Raw genomic sequence first — 20,747 nt, 5'->3', positions numbered from 1 at the left:
AGCTATCAACTCGTGAACTCGTCAACTTGTCAACTCGTCAACTAAAAACTTAAAAACTTAAAAACTTAAAAACTCATCAACTCACAAACTTACACAAACACTGCTCCCGCAGAACTTCATGTGAAGTCTGCGGGAGCAAAGTAATATATGTTTGTTCAATTGAGCTTACTCAATGACAATCTTTGAGGTCTGCACATTCGTGCCGTCGGTAGCCTTGATGAGATAAACACCTGAAGGAACTTGTCCTTTCAGCTTCTTCGCATCGAGAGGCAAGCTGAAGGTACCTATCTTAGCACCAGAGAGGTTGAAGAGTTCTGCCTCGCCCTTGGTCAGGGTAATAGAAACATTGTCAATACCTGTCACAGCACCCATCACTTTCTCAAAGTCAGTCTCTGGAGTGTCGGCGAACATAAAGCGATCATGTTCGATACCGTCTACCGTAGCCGTGAAGAAGTAACGTGCCTTACCGTTGTTGAACGGAATCACATTTTTAGTCTTCAAGTCAACCAACTTCAAGTTCTGATAGTTCAGGCTCCATGCGTTCAGCTCCATGTTGTAGGTGTCACCCTTAGCGGTTTCAACGCTAAACTTGCTTCCTATCAACGAAGGCAAACTGGAAATCTGTACATTCTTACCGTCAGTGGTTGTGGCAAATACAGAAGGTTCGCCCATGTTCAGCTTCTCACCCTCCAATTGAGAGTCGTAGGCTGGTGTAGCGTCCTCTTCTTGGTATGTCCAGAACTTATCAACCACCTTACCATTATCCATTGTTACCATGACACTACCGCGGTTAAAGTCACCATCCATAACAAATGACTTGGCGCGCAACGGCTCGGACTTAGACTGCAATCCTGTGTAAGGAATGGTGAGTGTACCTGTCTTCGTACTGTACACAGGGTTGTTGTACTTCACCATGAAGCCTTGCATAGGTGCCAGTGTACGGGTAATACCACCCTCACCAGCTTTGCCAATGTTCACAGCCTCATAGCCACCCTTTTCCTTTACAGACTGTCCATTCTGGTTCTTCCAGTCATCCCAGCTACCTGTGGTGTAGATGTAAACAGTGTTGTCCATCTTAACACCATCTTCACCCGATGCTAACGTGATGTTCTTGATGTCCACACCAGCCATGAACGAGTTACCCACGATGTTGTAACCCAATCCGTAACGCTTGGCATTGTCATCCCCTTCTGCCTTAGAAGCTTTAACAACAGCTGCTTGTCGTGTCAACGTGATTTCCTGATTACAGAGGTTCAGCTGGCCTTGAATCTTGTGAACACCCTTACCTGCATCGGTTATAGGAGCCACCTCATAGCCTACGAATGCCTTCATCTCGCTACCCTTAGGAACGTCTGTCCACTTGCGGTAATAGTGATCGGGATCATTCAGCTTCTCACTGTAAGCACGGATATAAAGATCCTTAGAGCGTGTCTGCTTCGTGGTCTGTTTAACAGGCAATCCTATATACTGCCAGTCAAACTCATTCCATACCGTTTTGTTGTAGTCTGGCGAGGTCTCATCCTTGTCATCCGTAGCAGTACGACGTTGTACATACTTACCCAATGGCTTGAACTCAACAGTGGCAAATACAGTAGTGTTGCATGAATTATCATTGTTCAAGATGAACGTACCCACCTTCTTACCGTCGGTTGATGTCTTCATCACAAGCTTGTCCTTGTCACCGTCTTTGGTAAAGCCCTCCACGCTCTTCACGGTCAAACCACCGTCAGCGGGAACAACCACAGCTGGGTGACCAACGGTCTTGGTAGTGGCACCTTCCTCAAACTTCTCGTTAGGAGCGTTGTTCACCAACTTGTTTGCAGAGATAAACTTACCAGCAGGCAAGTACAGGTCGCGCTCTGCCACCTTCTTCTCACCCTTGATGTCTTTCTGGTTATTGGCAAAGATGATGCTTTGCCCGTCCTTAGGAACATCGTTGGTCCAGTTGTTCTTGTTATTGAAGTCGTTGTCCACGCCACCAATCCAATAGTTGTTGCCGCAGGCATTCTCGTCTGGGTCGTAAGCAGAACCAGCTCCCTGACCGCCATTGGCAGCCACAGGAATACCGTCTTTATCTACTTTACCCTTGATGATACCGCCTTCAACCATGTCCTCAGTGATGTCGCCATCACCCTCTATTGCATCAGGACAGCCGTCGCCATCGCTATCAAGGTCAAAGTAGTTAGGAATACCGTCCATGTCATCATCGCAAGGCAGCATGATGGTTACCAAGGTGTTCACCTGTCCACTCTGGTCTGGACTTTGCGTAAAGGCAAAGTACTTCTTGCCGGGATCAGTGTTCAGATACGATAGTCCAACATAGTTAGTAAGGTCAGCATCGTCATTGTTAAAGATAACCTTTCTCGTTCCGTCATTTTCTATAACCGTATAGCGTCTGTCATTCTGAGGTGTGTACAACGCTGTTTGTGAATAAGCATCAGAGTTTGTCAGAATATTGATGGCAAACTGGTTATTCTTATGGAACGTAGACGCAGGCGTGCTCTGCATCAGCACGTATGGATGCATCGTTCCACCAATCTCCCAAGTGGTGATGGTCTTGTCGTTGCTGTTCATGGTCATGAAGCGGTCGTTCACGATAGCATAATTGCTGATAGTCACCGTAACGGCACCGGAATTCTTTTCATAACCGAACTTGTCAGAGATATCTGCCGTGAAGGGATCGGAAGTTGCCGATGTTGCACCAAGTACTGATGGCAACAGCGTAAGCACCTTACCGCCTGTTGGTTTGCTGTTGAGATAGTTATTGTCGTTTACCATTTGAGCAAACAATCCCTGTGTCTTTACATTGCCAAGATAACGCACCCACTTGTTGCCTGTAGGCGTGAGCGTGTTGTCCTTCAGCGTGAGGTTGGTTTCAGCGATGTCTGTACACTCCACATCGTTCTTGATACCGTCATCGTCCCAGTCGAGGTCGCCAGGAGCCACAGCACATTCTTTGAAGAATATCTGTGCACCGGTGTTTTGTGCAAACTCGCGCTGCTTATCATATTCATAACAGTCATACTTAAACACTTCGTCAGCATGATCGGTGAGTTGGCGCACGATAATGGTATAGAGATAGCCTTCCTCTATTTCGGAAGATGGGAAAAGGTCGTTGCCTCTAACGATGATGCTGTCAGGATATTCCCATGTACCGGCAATCGTTTTCTTTACTACTTTTCCTTCATCATCAAGTATCTCAATGACTCTGTCTGGTCTCTTGAACTTCTTATCAGATGTCTTTATCACCTTTCCAGTTACTATTTTCTTGAGGTTACGACCTTTCTGCTTCCAAACATCATAGGTAAACTTGAATGGTCCTTCGCCACCCTTGCTTTGGAACATAGCCCAATAGTTTTCTTTGTCATCGGCACAATAAGTAGCAAAAGTCTTTGGTGCTTTCTTGCTGGTGATAATGTCGGCATGCGGCATTGTTACGTCAATTTCGTCACGCTCGTTAATCTCCTTACAATCCGTCTTCATTCCCTCGCCATGTTCACCCATCTCGGCAGACGTTGGCTTGGTGTAGCCTTGTCCACCAATGGGCGCAGCCTCTGCGGGGATATTAGGGTTGCTGGCATTATATGAATTACCACCCAAGTCTACATAAGTACCTGTTGGGGAAATTTTATAAAGCTTTGTAAGTGTTTCGTAAATAGATTTATTACATTGAAGCTTGGTGTTCTTCACCTGAAATATGTGGCAAGCAACTTCCGTGAGATTAGCACACAAGTCTGCACCTGTTTCAGTAGAAGTCAAAATCTTACTGTCGTTGTAACACTTGTTTCCATAGAATGTACAACCATCCATGACATCAATAAGAGGAGTAGATGCATTTATACCTGCACCACAAGTGAAATAAATGGCACCGCCACCACCGTTACGTGCGCCTCCACGAGAAAGACTTGTAGAATACTGGTAAGCCACATTGTTTACAAAAACACTATTTGTAAATTTCACGGTCTTAAGCTGTTCTATATCTATGTAAACAGCACCACCATTGCCATTTCCTTTCGTTTTGGTATGTTTAGCCGTGTTACCATAAAAGGTATCACCCGACGATATAAGATTATCCGGATTGGACAAGAAAATAGCACCACCTGTGTATGCCTTGTTGTTATAGTAGCGGTTATTCTCCGTTTCTAAACCTCCGCTCTTGTAAAAAACTACACCACCATTGCCAGTCGCGGAATTGTCCGTAAACGTATTGTTTCTCAATATGGTACCCTTACAGTTGACCAGCATGCAGATGGCACCACCGCCATTACCTGATTTCTCAAGTCCATAGGCAAGGTTATTTTTGAACACACAGTTGGTTACGATGACCTCATGACCATTATTTATCTGCCCAATGGCTCCACCATTGTTGGATTTATTGCCATCAAACTCACAGTTGTCAAAGGTAATCGGCTTGTCTGTCACGAAAGTGTTATTTCTGATACTGACTCCACCTCCGTAAGAGTTACTGGTGTTTCCAATGAATTTACAATTCGTAAACGAACCATGACCACTTGGGAGGGAAACTGCGCCACCTGACGGGTAAATAACACCACCACTTTCGGCTCCATCTTTACAAGTGTTGCCTACAAAGACAGTATTCTTTACCTCAAATGGCATGTTGGCGATGTCAATTTCAAAGGCACCACCACCTTTTTTAGTAGCATTGTTGCTAAAATAACAGCCATCGATGATGAGCGGGTTGGCACCTCCAAAACGAATGGCACCACCGGAACCCGTACCACTGGAAGCATCCTTATTGGCAGTGTTATTACAGAATCGAGAGTTCTTAATCTCCACCTTACCGTCTACGTCTATGAACATGGCACCACCTTCGAGAGCTGTTGTAAAGTTGTTTGCAAAATTACAATTCTCCACTAATACAGAAAGCGGTCTGTTTGTTTCATTCTTAGAGCTAATATGAACAGCACCACCATCGCCTTTCGCCAATGAGGCGCCAGTGCTATTGCCATGATACTCATCGTTGCGGAATACAGCTTTACGTGGTGTGTTTGTATTAATTTGGCTATTGCCGGTGATAATACTGATAGCACCACCAATATCACCACCGAAGTTATTGTAGTATTGGTTGTTTTCTGAAAGGAAGTTCACAAAACCACCAACCTGCATGATACCACCGTTACCAGCTCTTGAGTTGTGGAACACCGAGTTGGTAACTTCTACTTTTTCAAACCCGTTGAACAACATCGTAGGCTTTTGACCCGTTCCTGAAAGAGCATCACAACGATTCACCTGCATGTGGTCTATCCTGACGTACGAGTTGGGGTTCTCTGCCTTAGTACCTGAATTTATAGCACCAATGAGACAACACATCGCCGTTGAACCAATATGACGCATGTCATGGAATGTGACGTAGCTGACATCTATCTGCGTATTAACATGTTTGGCAATTTCTTCAAAAGCGAGGAAACCTCCTCCGAACAAACCTATACGCTCTCCTTGCAGCACCTCTATACGTTCAAGTTCAACCTTGGGGTTGTTGTGGGCATTTCTCACAAATATGGCCCCAGCACCAGCTGACTTATAGTAATTGATGACGCAGTCGCTCATCTTGAAATGCACATTTTCTTTACTCCCTTCATCCAAGGTTATCAAAGCCCCATAATTATCATTACCATTAAAACGCTTGGAATTGAAAGTCAGTCCACTTAATGTAAGCGTCTGGTTTGCTGCCTGCGTAAGGAACACGGATGTCTGTATATTCTTGCTGCATATCAGCTCTGTGGTGTACTCCTTGGGGTTGTTGCTACATTTGTCCGTGGGCAGTGTACGCGCTCCCGGAGTGGGGAAACCTCCTTTGATGGTGAGGGTCTGTCCCGCCTTGGTGAGAAAGTAGAAACCCGATTTGTAGCTCACGGGTTCTCCCACATCATACTGTCCTTCTGCAATATAAATATTGACATTGAGGTTTGTACTCTTGTCTGCCATTGCGAGCGCTTGACGAAGCGTCTGGAAGGCATCATTCCATGAAGTACCGTTACGCTTATCATTGCCTGCCTTGGCAGACACGTAATACTCCAACGGTGGCACCGTGGTCTGTGCTTGTGCTCCGAGTGCCATGAAGCACGCGAGCAGCATCGTCAGCATATACCTTGCTGGTAATAAATGTTTCATGTTGTTGTTATTTTTTTTCATTTTCTAATTTACTATACGTCTGTTTACTTACGATCGCCGACATGGGGTTTAGTATTCCCAGCCTGTGTCGAACTCTTCATCGTCAAACTCCGTTTCTTTTGCATTGTTGCCTTTTGGTTTGTCAGGGTCAAATTGGCTGAACGGTACATCGGTTGTACCTGGATCGGCAGCCAGTAGCATGATTCCGGGACTTACATACGTTTTTTTTGCCATGTTTTAATTTTTTTGTTTTTATAAATAAATAAGTTTTCTATGTCTTGTTACCAGCTATAGCTGGCACATTCTTCTCTTTTTACAAAGGTCTGTAGCCGAACATTCACCCAAGTATCTGTCGTACATCGGGTTGTTAATTCAGCATTACCGTCATCCTATTTTGCATATAGCGCTCAGGCTGTTCCCATTTCTATGGTTTGTGAGCTATATATATAATAAGGTGGAATGGCAACAGCGCCTCATCACCTAAATAGATGCAAAAAGTTCGTATTTTGAACAATACAAAAGTAATCATTACAAATGGCGTAAACGCACGAAAAAATATCAAAACGACAAATATGTCTATCTTGCCCCTCCCGAAATGTTAATATAAATTAACGATGAGGTTTCAATGTTAAAACTTATGGATATTTATCTTATATACATCTTAATTTCTCTATCTTTACAAAAATTAAAGCTGTTCTGCTACAGGCTAAAGGCTTAAAACATTTGGCGTATGAAATTTTATAATCTGAATAAACACCGCCAATGTCCCAACTACATAGGGTCAAAGGCCATGGGTTTTGCCTTGTTCACTGGCATTCGAGGTGAACGTGTAGAAGACATCTTGCCCGTACCCTTGATGATATTCGTCATAAGTGGTAAAATAAAACTTTGGTTCAAAAAGGGCATCGAAACAGTTGTCAAAGCTGGTGAAATGGTGACTGCTGTTTTCGGAAAGGAGTCGTACATCACTGCCATGGAAGATAGTGTATGCATGCGACTCTACGTGCAGGGCGACGGACTGGATTTTTGTCACCGCATTGTCAATTCGGACTTGTTGCTGAACCGAATTGAAGACAAAGGCGAACAAGGCAAGGTGTTGCCCATGATACCCGAGATACAAGCCATTATGCGACAAATGACGGGCTACATCACCGACGGATTGATGTGCTGTAATGTGCATGCCATGAAACAACAGGAGTTAGCTGCGGTACTGCAAGCTTATTACCGTTCGGAGGATTTGCTGCCCTTTATTGCTCCTATCTACGATCCGAATGCGCATTTCTACAACGACGTGATGAAGTTGGCGGGCGATTATCTCCCTGTGAAAGAAATGGCAGCAAGACTCAACATGAGCTACCCCTCGTTTGTCCGACACTTTCGCAAGGTGTTTAAGGAGACCCCACAAGCATGGTTATCGAAAACTCGCATGAACGATTTGAGAAATCTGATGCGCAATACCGCTCGCACAGAACAAGAGGTGGCGGATGAACTGAAGTTTGCATCGGTGCAAAGCATGCGCTCTTTTTGTAAAACACGCTGTGGCATGAATCCCTCGCAGTTGCGAGAGCAATAGTGTTTTCTCGCCTTTTCACACCATCACCTTGTAGATTGGGTGAACAACGAAAGACACAAAAATAACTAAAGGCTGGTTCTATAAAGACTGGTTCTATAAATTAGCTTTGTTAGATTTTGAGCTTATTTTTGAGGTCAAAATGAAAGAGCGTGAAGGAGTGTAGCGAGCTACACGACCGAACAATCTTACATTTTGAACCAAAAACGGAGCAAGCCGAATGCAATCAAACTTGTTTGAATTGTTGAGGCGCAGCCTGTTTTATATAAAAAGAAGCCAAAAGATAACAAAACGTATTTCATAAAATTTTAATGACTATATGCGGTGATAATTTATAGAACCAGCCTAAAGGGTTTGTATGCAGCAAAGACGGGCTGAAAGCCCAACAAGTGTATAGCCCAGAGCAACGCTCTGGGTACAGTTGACCCTCTATTTTGCGCTCTGAAAGAGCAAAAGGAAGAGGAGAGAAAGAGCACATCACTGGCTCCTTTTGCGCTTACAGCGCGCCAATTAGTTAATTACCGCTTACCCATGGTGTTACCATGGGCTATATTCCGTTTGGGGCTTCGCCCCGTCTTTGCTCGAAACCGTTTACTGATGTACAATGTCTTGAAGTGTTATCTTGCGGTCTTCGCCCCGTCTTTGCTCGAAACATCAACTGTTGTACATTGTCATGGAATGTCACCCAAGCGTGCCAAAGGCACAATATTTTCGAAATCTGCGTCATTTGCGAGCGCATCTTACAAAGAAAAAACGCATGCGAGAAAATGTAAAGCAGCAAAGACAAAAAACACAAAAATACATTGAACTTTGAACAAACTAACAGCAAAGACAACAAATAAATACAAAAAAACCGCTAATCATTTTGCAGTATCAATATAATTTGCCACCTTTGCAAGAACTAAATCTAAACGAAAAAAACATTATGGAAGAAGGTTTACGAGTGAAAGAACTCGAAAATGTAGTAGTCCGCTTTTCCGGTGACTCCGGTGACGGAATGCAACTGGCAGGTAACATCTTCTCTACAGTATCGGCAACAGTGGGCAATCAAATCTCCACATTCCCCGATTATCCTGCAGACATTAGAGCTCCGCAAGGTTCGTTAACTGGTGTGAGTGGTTACCAAGTCAATGTAGGAGAGAACGTTCACACCCCTGGAGACAAGTGTGATGTATTAGTTGCCATGAATGCCGCTGCCCTGAAAACACAACGACAATTTGCCAAACCAACAGCAACGTATATTATTGATACGGACAACTTTAAGCCTTTTGACTTACAAAAGGCAAAGTTTGCAACACCCGACTACTTAAAAGAATTGGGTATTGATGCAGACAGCGTGATAGCATGCCCTTTGACAACGCTGGTAAAAGCATGCTTAAAGGATTCGGGCATGGACAACAAGTCGATTCTCAAGTGCCGAAACATGTTTGCATTGGGTATGGTATGCTGGTTGTTCGACCGCGACTTGCAACTCGTGAACAACTTTTTACAGCAGAAATTCCACAAGAAACCGGCTGTCTTAGAAGCCAACATCAAAGTGGTAAGAGCAGGATATGACTACGGAGCCAATACCCATGCGAGTGTGCCCAACACCTATCGTATTGAGACTCGTAACAAAGTGCCAGGCCGCTATATGGACATTACGGGAAATAAAGCTACCGCTTACGGTCTTATGGCTGCCACAGAGAAGGCAGGTGTGAAACTCTTTTTGGGTTCTTATCCTATTACACCTGCATCCGACATATTGCACGAATTGGCTAAACACAAGTCGATGGGCGTCATCACGATGCAGTGCGAGGACGAAATCTCGGGTTGTGCAACATCCATCGGAGCCTCGTTTGCAGGAGCATTGGGCGTTACGTCTACCTCTGGTCCCGGTATCTGTCTGAAATCAGAAGGCATGAACTTGGCTGTGATGGACGAACTTCCATTGGTAATTATTGATGTTCAGCGTGGTGGTCCCTCTACAGGACTCCCTACAAAGACCGAACAAACCGACCTGCTGCAAGTGCTTTATGGTCGCAACGGTGAATCACCAATGCCGGTTATCACCCCAACGAGTCCCACCAACTGCTTCGATGCAGCCTATATGGCTTGTAAGATAGCATTGGAACACGTCACACCCGTGGTGGTTTTGAGCGATGCTTATATTGCCAATGGCTCATCGGCATGGCCTATCCCACAAATGGATAAGCTGCCTGCAATCACTCCTCACCGTGTCACCCCCGAGCAAAAAGGAAACTATACCCCTTATCAACGCGACCCAGAAACTTTGGTTCGCTACTGGGCTACTCCTGGAATGGAGGGTTACGAACACATTATAGGTGGATTGGAAAAGGACTCGGAAACAGGACAAATCTCCAATAATCCCTCTAACCACCAGCAGATGGTGAACAACAGAGCCGAAAAAGTGGCTCGCATCCCAGTGCCCGACCTGAAAGTATTGGGCGAGGCAGACGATGCCGATTTATTGGTTGTGGGCTTTGGTGGTACCTTTGGACATCTATACACTGCCGTTGAAGAACTGGTGAAAAGTGGCAAGAAGGTGGCTTTGGCACATTTTGAATTTATCAATCCTCTGCCTGCCAACACCGAAGAAGTACTGAAACGCTACCCAAAGGTAGTAGTGGCAGAACAGAACATGGGACAGTTTGCCAGCTATCTACGTACCAAGATAGACGGTTTTGTGCCTTATCAATTTAACCAAGTAAAGGGTCAGCCCTTCGTAGTGGCTGAACTCATCAACGCATTTGAACAAATTTTGGAGGGAAAAGCATGACAGCGTTTACAGCAAATCAATATAAAATAGGACAACCTCGCTGGTGTCCTGGTTGTGGCGACCATTTCTTTTTAGCCAACTTACACAAGGCAATGGCGGAAATTGGTGTTCCACCTCATGAAATCGCCGTAATATCGGGTATTGGCTGCTCCAGTCGTCTACCTTATTATATGAATACGTATGCCATGCAAACCATTCATGGTAGGGCGGCATCGATAGCATCGGGAGCAAAGGTAGTAAATCCAGACTTAACCATCTGGCAGATTAGTGGTGACGGTGACGGTCTTGCCATTGGCGGCAACCACTTTATCCATGCCTTGCGCCGTAACATCAATATCAACATGGTGTTGTTAAACAACCGCATCTATGGTCTCACAAAAGGACAATATTCGCCTACATCGCCTCGTGGCTTTGTCTCTAAATCGTCTCCTTACGGTACGGTAGAAGATCCGTTCCAGCCTGCCGAGCTTTGTTTTGGCGCACGTGGACGCTTCTTTGCTCGTGCTGTAGCCAACGATGGTCCAAGTGTGATAGCCGTTTTACAAGCTGCCTATCACCACAAGGGGGCTGCACTGTGCGAGATACTGCAAAACTGTGTCATCTTTAACAACGGTGCTTACGACCCGATTTACACTCGCGACGGCAGGAAACAGAATGCTATCTACGTAGAACATGGCAAACCTTTGCTCTTCGGTGAGAACAATGAATACGGACTCATGCAAGAGGGATTCGGACTGAAGGTGGTAAAATTAGGCGAAAATGGCATTACCGAAAAGGACATTTTGGTACATAATGCGCACGAAGAGGATAGCACGCTGCACGCAAAGTTAGCCATGATGGACAACGAACATGGCTTCCCTGTTGCCTTGGGCGTGATTCGTGACGTGGAAGCACCTACCTATGATGATATGGTGAACAAACAGATAGAAGAGGTAAAGGAAAAGAAAGCTTATCACAACTTTACCGAACTGTTGGAAACAAATGATATCTGGGAAGTGAAATAACATCCGCCTTTTTGCGCTATCGCAAAGAGATAAATGAAGAAAACAGACTGTTTTGGAAGACAAAATAAACTATTTTGCCTCACAAAACAGTCTGTTTTTCGTTGCTACTCTCTCCAGTTAATGATTATAATTCGTGCGCACAACCATGAAAATCTGCGCTATTTGCGGAATTTACATGTACAATTTCTCGCATAAATTGCTTCTCTTCAAAAATAGGTTCGCATGCATTATTTTTCTAAAAAATGCGCTCGCAAATGACGTAGATGGCGCAAATAGCGTGCCTTCATACTCTATGCGATATAAGAATGAAGGCACATCGCTTTTATTTGAACAACGTACAAAAGAAATGAAAAGCCACAGAGAGGGCAACGATTACTTGTTTTGCGGGAAGAAAGTAGCGCAGATATGCTGCAAATAAGCTTGAGCTGCCTTGAGATGAGCCGCCTTTGCGTTTCCTTGACTGACGGCCACCCACTTACGGTTGATATCATACGTCACCAGATTCGCTTCATCCAATAAGCCTAACGTATGAGGCGCCGTGAAGAATGCAAAATGAGGTGAGTTAGGATTGAACATGTCTTTACTGTATTGGAACATCTGATGCGATAATCCCAACTGACCACATAAGGTGGCAACCAAATCGGTTTGTGAACCGCAGATATATATGTTTCCGGGACCTTTGAGCGCACCCCCGAGGAATAATAAAGGTATATGATAGCGATGTATGGACAGAGGATTGCTCTCTGTTGGGTTGCCACCCACATGAGAAGATGTAATGACAACCAACATCTTCTTCCACTGAGGCAATTGCTTGAGCTCGGTAATAAATTGTCCTACACAACTATCCGTGTAAGCATAACGATTGAGCTTCTTGTTGGTTAAGCGTTGGGACGGAATGACAGCCGACTCATCCAAATGAGCGGTTTGTATCACCTTCAACCAAGGCTTTACACCTTTGTCCTGTCGTAGGTTGTCAAGGAAATAACGGAACAGATGCTGGTCGTAAACTCCACCCTTTTTCGCACATTGTTGCTTGTCAAACTGTGCCTTAGTGGTGACAGATTGAAAACCAAGGGCACTTAAATACGCTTCCTTTTGCTGTATATTCGCTGCTCCTCCATCAAGGAAGGCAGAGGTATATCCTTGCTTGTGCAGTTCACGAACCAACGAAGGAGCGTGTTGTCCGCCTTCATCATGACTCACAGCTATTGCAGGTGTGCTGGTAAGCAAGGCAGAGATACCTTCGTTAGATGTCGTTCCACTGGCATAAAACTTTCGGAACAGCATGCCCTCGGAAGACAGTTGATCTAACTGTGGCATTACGTCTTGCATTCCACCCAACGAACTCATGAACTGAGAATCTACACCATTTAACACCAACAGTAAGATATTCGGACGTGCAGTATTTAAGATCCAAAACTTGGGCGCATGGTATTCTTGATGAATCACATCAGGGTCAAGCATTCTTTGTGCCAACTTATTCGCCTCGTCTGCATCCATGAAGTGGTAAGATGGAATGCTGCTTGGCTGTTTTTCGCACGGAGCAATGGTTGGTGTAGAGCCAAACATACAATGCAAAGGATTAAGAGAGGCTTGATACAGTTGTGGGTGGTTTTGAAAATCATCCTGCCGATTTGTTGTCAAGGAATCATGAGATGCCAATTGTCGGACGGGAAGAATTAAAACACCTATCAGCAACACAAAAAGAAGAGTGAAAAAAGGTTTGTTGAGTGGTAACAGTTTTTTCTCAAATCGGTCGTTCCGTAGCATGGGATAAAACAAAGCATAGACAAAAATAGCCATGAGAACAATGCCCACGCCACCGCCTAAAATTGCCCATGCATTCATGTCGGAGAACATCGATTGAGGCGAGTGAAGGAAAGTCAACCATTGAGAAGCACCCAAATGTCCGCCTACAGAACGAAAGAAAGCCAAATCCGTGATATAGACCACTGCGATGAGTAAAGAGATGAAGACAAAATAAAACTTTGCCAAACGGCGCCATATCCGGTTTCGTGCCCAAATGGTGATGAGTAAAAGGATAGCAGGTACCAGCGTAAGAGCAGCAGACACGGATAAATCTTGCATCAACCCATGCCAAGAAACCTGCCACCAATCGCGCCATGTCATTTCTTTAAACAGGAGCCAATGATATAGCATGAAAACAGGTTTTTGTACCAAAAATAAAAGTACAAACAAGAAATAGGTCAAAAACAAATACTTAAAACGTGTGCGCATATCGGTGTCAGACAAAAAACATGATTAAAACTTGTGCAATGATGACACGAATGAACATCCCAATGGGATAAACCGTGGCATAACTAATACTGGGAGTATCGCCATCAATCGTATCATTCGCATAAGCCAAAGCCATGGGGTTCGCCATCGCCCCACAGAGAATACCGCAAATAGTGCCGTAATCGAACTTCTTTGAACGCAGTGCGAACAAGCCGATGATAAGCACAGGTACCAGCGTGAGGACGAAGCCCACACCAACCCACAACAAGCCTTCTGGTCGAATAACCGTGTCGAGAAAATTCTTTCCCGCATCCAAACCTAAACAAGCCAAATACATTGCAAGTCCCATGCGTCGCAACATAAGGGATGCCGAACGTGTGGTATAGGAAATAAAATGCATGTGCGGTCCCAATGCACCTACCAAAATACCCATGATAATGGGACCTCCCGCTATTCCTAATCGAATGGGGGAATCCATGCCTGGCAATGAAATAGGAATGCTTCCTAACATCAGACCTAAGACCATACCAAAGAAGATGCTGCCGACATTAGGCTCGTTGAGGGTTTTTACCGAGTTTCCCAAAAACCGTTCTGCATTCTCTACTGCCTTTGGTTCGCCCACAACAGTGAGTCGGTCACCATATTGCAGACGCAAATCGTTCGTAGCCAACAATTTTACATCACCACGAATGACACGACTAACATTCACTCCATAGGTCTCTCGAAGATGAATTCTACCCAATCGCTTGCCATTGAGTACAGGACGAGTTAAAACAATAACCCGTGATTCGACATTAGAATCGATATAATTCCAATCTATCTGGTCTTGATTCCAATCGCGCTCAACCCTTTTTCCAAACAAGATTTCTAAGCCAGAGACAGCCGCAGGAGTGGTGACCACCAACAGGCTATCCCCCGTATGTAATTCAGTGCTTACCATAGGAACGATGACTTCGCCTTGTCGCCATAAACGAGAAACGATGAATTTGAGTGGTGTACTGATTGCCAATTGTCCTATCGTCTTCCCTTCAATAGCAGGATTGATGATTAAAAACTGACACACAAACGTGTGATCTTCATCAATGGGTAGCTTTGGTTCTAAGTCATTGGGCTTCACAAACAATTTACGCATCAGCAAAATAGCCAAGATGACGCCCACGACACCTAATGGATAAGTCACTGCCGTAGCCAATGCAATGCTATCCGATGGATGTCCTAAATGTCCTAAAGCCTGTTGGGCAGCACCTAAAGCAGGCGTATTAGTCGTGGCACCACAAAGCAATCCCACCATATTGGATAGAGAAATGCCGGTCAGCGGACATAATGCAACCGCCATGAGCGTTCCAAGAAAGATAACTCCCAAGCCCCACAAGTTAAAGGTAGTACCCTCATGTCGAAAGGCACCGAAGAAGTTTGGTCCCACATACAGCCCTAAAGTATAAACGAAGAGTACTAATCCGAACGTCTCTATATAGTCAAGAGCTACAGTATCGACAGATAATCCAATATTTCCAGCAATAATACCGACAAAGAATACAAATGAAACGCCCAACGAAATACCCTTAAACTTGAATTTGCTCAATGCCGTACCCGCTGCAATAATCAAAGAGACAATGACTACCGTTTGTACTGATGAATGAATAGTAAAAAGACCGTTTATCCAATCCACAACGATAAAATATTGTGATACAATCTATTATATAGGTATCGTATCTATTAAAATAACAGTTTATTTAATAAGAGCAAAGGTACATGAAATATAAGAACTTACAAAATAAATGATACGATTTATTTATCTGTAACCACGGCTCTTTCATTAAAAAAGGTAGTTTGCAGACAAAAACAATCATCAGTATTTGTTCAACAACGAATGAGATTGGCTTCAGTTACCATTGTTCAAAACCAGAAACCTTTACCGTCGTGAACGGGAACATCAGCCATATTCCAATAAAACTCTGCCAAAGCAGTTTTGATATCCTTGATACCAAAAGCCTTCATGAGCGACAGTACTGTCCTTTGATCATGCTCGGAAAGGTCTTTCAGCAGGGTACTCTCCACCAATTTTGGATTCTCCCAAACCGCAAGGTCCAAGCCTTTTTCATTCCAGTCCATATACACGTTGACGGGAATCTGTATAGCTGGCATCCATGTCTCCTTTGCTTCCTGCTGTGAAGAGGGCGCATAAAAAGGAGAAGGCTTGCCCCCTACCCCTTTTGATTGGTGCGCCCGCATGAGTCGAATGTTAAGTGTGAATTGCTTACGGCTACGCAAAAAAGTAAAAAAACCTTTTATACCTATCGGGTTGTTGTCGTCCAAGAACGCAGCATTGTCAAAGTGTACGGTCTTATCCCAAGGCTTTGTGTCGCAGTAAGTGTATTGGAAGAAATCGGGATGGTTGCCATCCGACTTCTCTTCTACTCCACCATACGACGGTTTCACGTTGCTCACGGTGAAGAAATGCTGATAGTGTTGGTCCTCTCCTCCATTTACTATCTGCCCCGTTATATCCTCATGCTTGTCGTTGAAATAGCGCAAAGAGAAAGCATATCGCACAAATTTATCAGCATTTCCCATCACATTAACCGACGCGGGATTTGACTTGTCTGCCACCCATTGATTGTTTTCCAACGTATATTTCAACCTATACGACTTGCCCAGGCATTGGTTATTCTTTGAATATCCGTTTTGATGGAACGTCTTTTCGCCATGCAAATGCCCTTCATACACCTCTATTTCCACCGTTTTGGGTTGAAACAGCGACGCATCGAGGGGTTTCGCATCCCCTTGAGCCACCTGTCCGTCGACGTCAAAGGGCAGCGACACCGTAATATCCCACTGACCGGTAGAGGTGAGAATCGCTGCAGGAAGATAGAAAGGTGACAACCGATTGTCCTTATCATATTTGCTCTGAGCCGCATGGAGCAAGTCAACTGACAGGTTGAACGCTTCACTTGGATGCACAATCTGCAACAACCCATCAAACCCAACAGGGTTGGTAGCCCCCATGTCTACCCCATTGTATTGGTCCACATAACAATAATCGTAGGGAAGTTGGCTCTTATCTGTCACGCGAGCTTTGCCTGTCTTGCCCAGCACCGTCGTGGTTTTGTACAGCGAAAAGAAATGCTGGTGTATCTTATCTTGTCCCAAATCGAAGAACTGATGATTGATTTTCTGCCCCTTACTATTATAATATTCAATGGATAGGTGGTACACCATGGTTGGATTCTCCTTGATGCTCTTCACTTGAAAGTGCTTGAGTGCACTGCTAACATGCCACCCCTCTTTGGGTGTTATTTCCCAAACGATTTGTTGTGCCGGCGTTGTTGATGGGGTAAAATCTGCCAACACCAACTGCTGGTTAAACGATTTGTTACCCTTGATGGACCCCTCTTGCAAGGTAAACACGGCCTTCACCGGGTCTTCGTGCAACTTGTTTTTTGTTTCATCCACTGCCTCTTCGGGTTTACACGATGCTACTACGAATACCAACAACATACAGAGGTATGCGAAAACGGTTGAAAATATGGTCTTTGTTCTCATTGTTTTTTTATTTTAATAATGTTTGTTTTTTATAAAATGATGAATACGGTTATCGTTATTGATGAACCCATTAACTATTAACTGGTCAACTTGTTCACTTGTCTACTCGTCAACTACCAACTTGTGAACTCGTCAACTATCTCAATTCAACTTCCAACGAAGGGTGCAACGAATGTCCCTCCCAAGGTCATGGGCGTAATAACGACTCCGATTGGTGTATTCCTTATATAATTGATTCAACACATTGGTTCCTTCAAACAACAAGGATAGTTGTTGATGATGAGGCATTTTCCAGGTAACACCACAGTTAAAGCCCACCAAATGGTATGCCGCAGGAGTATCGTCTGTTAGATCGGTAGCCACATTAAACCTGCGTTGCTTAGCCACATAGCGATGTTCAATGCCCACAGAAGGCTGCCATGCGACACGAAAAGCGGGTGTCCAAGTGAGCTGTTGCGTGAACTTAAACGACGGAATGTACGGCAAATATGCCTTTGTTCGTTGTTCGTTTGCCCATATCCATGAACCATAAACCCTGTAATCGAGCGTCTGTAGCGGATAAAGATGCACGTCCACATCCACCCCACGAAACAAGGCGTTGGTCTGAACATACTGAAACACAGGATACGCTCCCGATACTACTACCACGTTTTGCCGTGTAGGATAATCGTAAATGTAATGATTGATCCACTGTAAATACGCATCTATACGAGCATGTACCCAAGAATCATGATAACATAACGACGTAACCCACTTGTAACTTTGCTCTGAACGCAACGTAGAATCGCCTTTCACAAACGTGCCAGAACTTAGTTCATTGCCATTGCTGTACAGTTCGTAGACATGCGGTGCACGCCATGCCAAGCCAAAATTGGTCGCCAATGTCAACAGATTTCCTAAATGCTGATGACCACCTAACGTGAAAGTAACGTTCTCAAAATGCCTGTTGCCTCCATATCGATGACCTGTCCAATCGTATCCATCGGCACGAGTGAGCTGATTGTCATAACGCACACCAGCCTCTGTCCCCCAGATATCGCCCAAATACTTAGCGATGGCATAAGTGCCAAACGTTGTTTCTGTATAGTTGGGTATTACTGGTACAACGCCCGTACCGCGCTCATTACTGTTCTTCATGAGCATACCTTGAACTCCCCACTCGGCTTTCCAGCGATTGAACAGCCTGCTACCGTGCAACTGACTTTGCAATGACTGCAGACGTAAACTAACAGAAGGTATGTCCGAGTGGTTCATTCTCCTGATTCTGTTTTCACGTCTGTCATCTGCCTGATAGGTGGTTTCCCAACTCCATTTCATGGAAGATGACGGACGATAATAAACATTAAAGAAAGCCGAATGGTGCGCCACACGCTGAAAGGGATAATCTATTTGATACGTAAAAGGCGTAAACTCTACCGGTTGCCCTATCCTGATGCGCTCTTGCAACAGCTGTTCGTTACCCATTTGCGCACTACGCATCACTCCCATTTTCTGCCAAAACAAGCTGTACCCCGTTTCTACGCGCCACTGGTCATGCTGGTATCCCAACGAAAAAGCAGCGTTGCGTTGCCGCATGCCCGTGTTGTTAAGCAGATAAGCCGCCGTACTTCGGTCGCCCGAGTGTTCAAAAGTGCCTTGCAAGCTCCACGCTATTTGGCGATTAAAAGGCAGCGTTCCCTGCATTTGTCCTACCGCTCCTATCTGCCGTCCGTTGCTTCCATAGTAGCTCATCACATCGGCTTGAACACCTTTCGAGCCATACGGCAAGGGTTTGGCATTCATCAAAATGATACCACCCAATGCTTCCGCACCATATCTTACCGACTCAGAGCCTTTCACTACCACCACGTCATTATAAGCATTCTTATCTATTTCGGGTGCGTGGTCGATACCCCACTGCTGACCAGTAAGCCTTGCTCCCCTACTCACTACCAATATTCGGTTGCCATACATGCCGTGTATCACGGGTTTGGCAACGTTGGAACCCGTCTGAAGCATACTCACCCCACTGACGTTCTCTAACATCGACGCCAAAGACTTACCCGCCGCACGAGCAATGTCTTCGTGAGTAAGCGTGGTACTGATACTATTGGGCGTAACAATTTGTCGCTTACTCTTCACCACTACCTCGCCCAAAGTAATGGTATCTTTTAGATGTTGGCGAGGTATGTGTTCTATATCCTGCGCACTCACCAACGTACTATTGCTCATCACCATACACGACAATAGGATGATAAGCCATAAATTTTCCTTTTTATTCATTTGTATAATTTCTCCTTTTCATTCAATAGGCTTCGCCTCAGCCATTCAATCATGATTGAATAGCCTTCAACTTGCACTATTTTTGCATAAAAGATACTTCGCCTTAGCAATTTCAGGCAAGCCTGATTGCGTTCGGCTCGTAATCTTTTTTAATAAAATAGGGGTATGAATATCATCATTCTACAGACGAAAGAATGCTCTCTCATCTGAAGTATGAATTATAAATTATGAATTATGAATTAAAAAAGGGGGCGAATTTGCGTTTACCGTAAGCGGCTCACGATAAACGATTTGTTCCGCAAAAAGAGGTTGAAAAACATGCTTAACAAGCAACACAGGCTGCCAAACAAAGAGTTTGGGCATATCCATCTTGCACAGATCAAAGTTACAAATGTAGCAATACGCCTGTACAGTAGTTTGGTGTTGCTCTGTTTGGTCTAAGTGCTGAACAGTTACACTGTGCGCATGAAAGTCTTTGACAAAGAGAGCTAAGATGAAGGTCAGCACCATCATCCACGCCATCAATATTCGTTTGAATTTACTTGTTATCATCCGCACTCACAAGAGCCTATGTTATCTAAAAAGCAAAAGTAAACAAAAAAAATGTCTACCATGACGTGTTGTCACCATTTAATACCTATTTTTTGATAATCTTAACAGACTACTTCGTATATTACATCTTCGTTAATACTAATTTACCCAATAGGTTGAAGCAACGAAAAAACGCCACATATAAAAATAAGGGACACGTTTCAGAGAAGGCTTATTAATGCTGAATTATCTTTACAAAGTGCCTCTCATAACTCGCGTATTTGCAACCAACTTCAAAGTTGATCGCAAATACGCGAGTTATGAGCAATGTTTATAATTCATTGTTATTATGTACGTTACAACAAACTCATCTCTTTTCTTTTCTATTTTTACCGCTCTTTTGCGATTGAAGCATTGAGATAAGCCTGCAATTTGCATGCTTTAATGCGGTTATTACATGTGAATAACACCTCTAAAGCGTGTTTCCAAGAGCGTAAAATCAATGATTCAGCTTGAAAAGGCGTTTATTTTGTGAAAATCAGCCCATTTTTGTTGTGCGTTTGCCTATTAAATTTTTCTATTTTGAAGATTTTGGATGACCGTTTTTTGGTAAAATAATAGGACAAATACGTCTAACACTCTTACCAAAAATTATGAGGAGCCATTTGATTACATATAAAAAACTGTC

Annotated in this window: 10 protein-coding genes; 3 read left to right on the top strand and 7 right to left on the bottom strand. The window is 44.2% G+C overall.

All coding sequences use genetic code 11. The features are described from left to right. Positions 1-165: 165 nt before the first annotated feature. Together BN35_RS05015 and BN35_RS13680 are read right to left on the bottom strand one after the other, a co-directional pair. Entirely contained in the window at positions 166-6,132 is a 5,967-nt protein-coding gene (locus BN35_RS05015) for a T9SS type A sorting domain-containing protein (protein ID WP_234396647.1), read from the bottom strand. Positions 6,133-6,201: 69 nt separating this feature from the next. Further along, on the bottom strand, positions 6,202-6,366 hold the full coding sequence (locus BN35_RS13680) for a hypothetical protein (RefSeq protein WP_154653945.1): 165 nt from the start codon (positions 6,364-6,366) through the stop codon (positions 6,202-6,204). A 496-nt stretch (positions 6,367-6,862) separates the two neighbouring features. On the opposite strand from BN35_RS13680, the gene BN35_RS05010 reads away from it, so the two are divergent. The 3 genes from BN35_RS05010 (at position 6,863) to BN35_RS05000 (ending at position 11,485) form a co-directional block, all read left to right on the top strand. Continuing rightward, positions 6,863-7,705, top strand: coding sequence for a helix-turn-helix domain-containing protein (locus tag BN35_RS05010; protein ID WP_025071780.1), 843 nt, complete (start codon positions 6,863-6,865; stop codon positions 7,703-7,705). A gap of 922 nt (positions 7,706-8,627) precedes the next feature. Next, positions 8,628-10,481 carry a 2-oxoacid:acceptor oxidoreductase subunit alpha gene (locus BN35_RS05005; RefSeq protein WP_025071781.1) on the top strand — a complete coding sequence of 618 codons (1,854 nt, stop codon included), beginning with the start codon at positions 8,628-8,630 and terminating at the stop codon, positions 10,479-10,481. Then, a complete protein-coding gene (locus tag BN35_RS05000; protein ID WP_025071782.1) occupies positions 10,478-11,485 on the top strand; it encodes a 2-oxoacid:ferredoxin oxidoreductase subunit beta in 1,008 nt (335 codons plus the stop codon). Before BN35_RS05005 ends, BN35_RS05000 begins: the two co-directional genes overlap by 4 nt. A 372-nt stretch (positions 11,486-11,857) precedes the next feature. Here the strand turns inward: BN35_RS05000 and BN35_RS04995 are convergent, their stop codons facing one another. From BN35_RS04995 to BN35_RS04975, 5 genes are all read right to left on the bottom strand, one after another. Then, positions 11,858-13,645 (bottom strand): LTA synthase family protein, encoded by a 1,788-nt coding sequence (locus tag BN35_RS04995; RefSeq protein WP_028900856.1) that lies wholly within the window; start codon positions 13,643-13,645, stop codon positions 11,858-11,860. 85 nt (positions 13,646-13,730) lie between these two features. After that, the gene (locus BN35_RS04990; protein ID WP_025071784.1) at positions 13,731-15,392 is read right to left on the bottom strand and encodes a putative transporter; all 1,662 of its coding nucleotides are present in this window, start codon (positions 15,390-15,392) and stop codon (positions 13,731-13,733) included. A 227-nt stretch (positions 15,393-15,619) separates the two neighbouring features. Further along, positions 15,620-17,266 (bottom strand): hypothetical protein, encoded by a 1,647-nt coding sequence (locus tag BN35_RS04985; RefSeq protein ID WP_028900855.1) that lies wholly within the window; start codon positions 17,264-17,266, stop codon positions 15,620-15,622. Positions 17,267-17,407: 141 nt separating this feature from the next. Further along, a complete protein-coding gene (locus BN35_RS04980; protein ID WP_025071785.1) occupies positions 17,408-19,528 on the bottom strand; it encodes a TonB-dependent receptor in 2,121 nt (706 codons plus the stop codon). Positions 19,529-19,753: 225 nt separating this feature from the next. Continuing rightward, positions 19,754-20,080 carry a hypothetical protein gene (locus BN35_RS04975; protein ID WP_025071786.1) on the bottom strand — a complete coding sequence of 109 codons (327 nt, stop codon included), beginning with the start codon at positions 20,078-20,080 and terminating at the stop codon, positions 19,754-19,756. Positions 20,081-20,747: the final 667 nt, after the last annotated feature.

Source organism: Hoylesella timonensis 4401737 = DSM 22865 = JCM 15640 (assembly GCF_000455445.1).
Classification (GTDB): Bacteria; Bacteroidota; Bacteroidia; order Bacteroidales; family Bacteroidaceae; genus Prevotella; species Prevotella timonensis.
This window is presented reverse-complemented; position numbering and strand designations above follow the sequence as displayed.

Coding starts and splice junctions, on each gene's coding strand:
- BN35_RS05015 (WP_234396647.1), bottom strand. CDS start 6,132: ATGAAACATTTATTACCAGCAAGGTATATGCTGACGATGCTGCTCGCG.
- BN35_RS13680 (WP_154653945.1), bottom strand. CDS start 6,366: ATGGCAAAAAAAACGTATGTAAGTCCCGGAATCATGCTACTGGCTGCC.
- BN35_RS05010 (WP_025071780.1), top strand. CDS start 6,863: ATGAAATTTTATAATCTGAATAAACACCGCCAATGTCCCAACTACATA.
- BN35_RS05005 (WP_025071781.1), top strand. CDS start 8,628: ATGGAAGAAGGTTTACGAGTGAAAGAACTCGAAAATGTAGTAGTCCGC.
- BN35_RS05000 (WP_025071782.1), top strand. CDS start 10,478: ATGACAGCGTTTACAGCAAATCAATATAAAATAGGACAACCTCGCTGG.
- BN35_RS04995 (WP_028900856.1), bottom strand. CDS start 13,645: ATGCTATATCATTGGCTCCTGTTTAAAGAAATGACATGGCGCGATTGG.
- BN35_RS04985 (WP_028900855.1), bottom strand. CDS start 17,266: ATGAGAACAAAGACCATATTTTCAACCGTTTTCGCATACCTCTGTATG.
- BN35_RS04980 (WP_025071785.1), bottom strand. CDS start 19,528: ATGAATAAAAAGGAAAATTTATGGCTTATCATCCTATTGTCGTGTATG.
- BN35_RS04975 (WP_025071786.1), bottom strand. CDS start 20,080: ATGATAACAAGTAAATTCAAACGAATATTGATGGCGTGGATGATGGTG.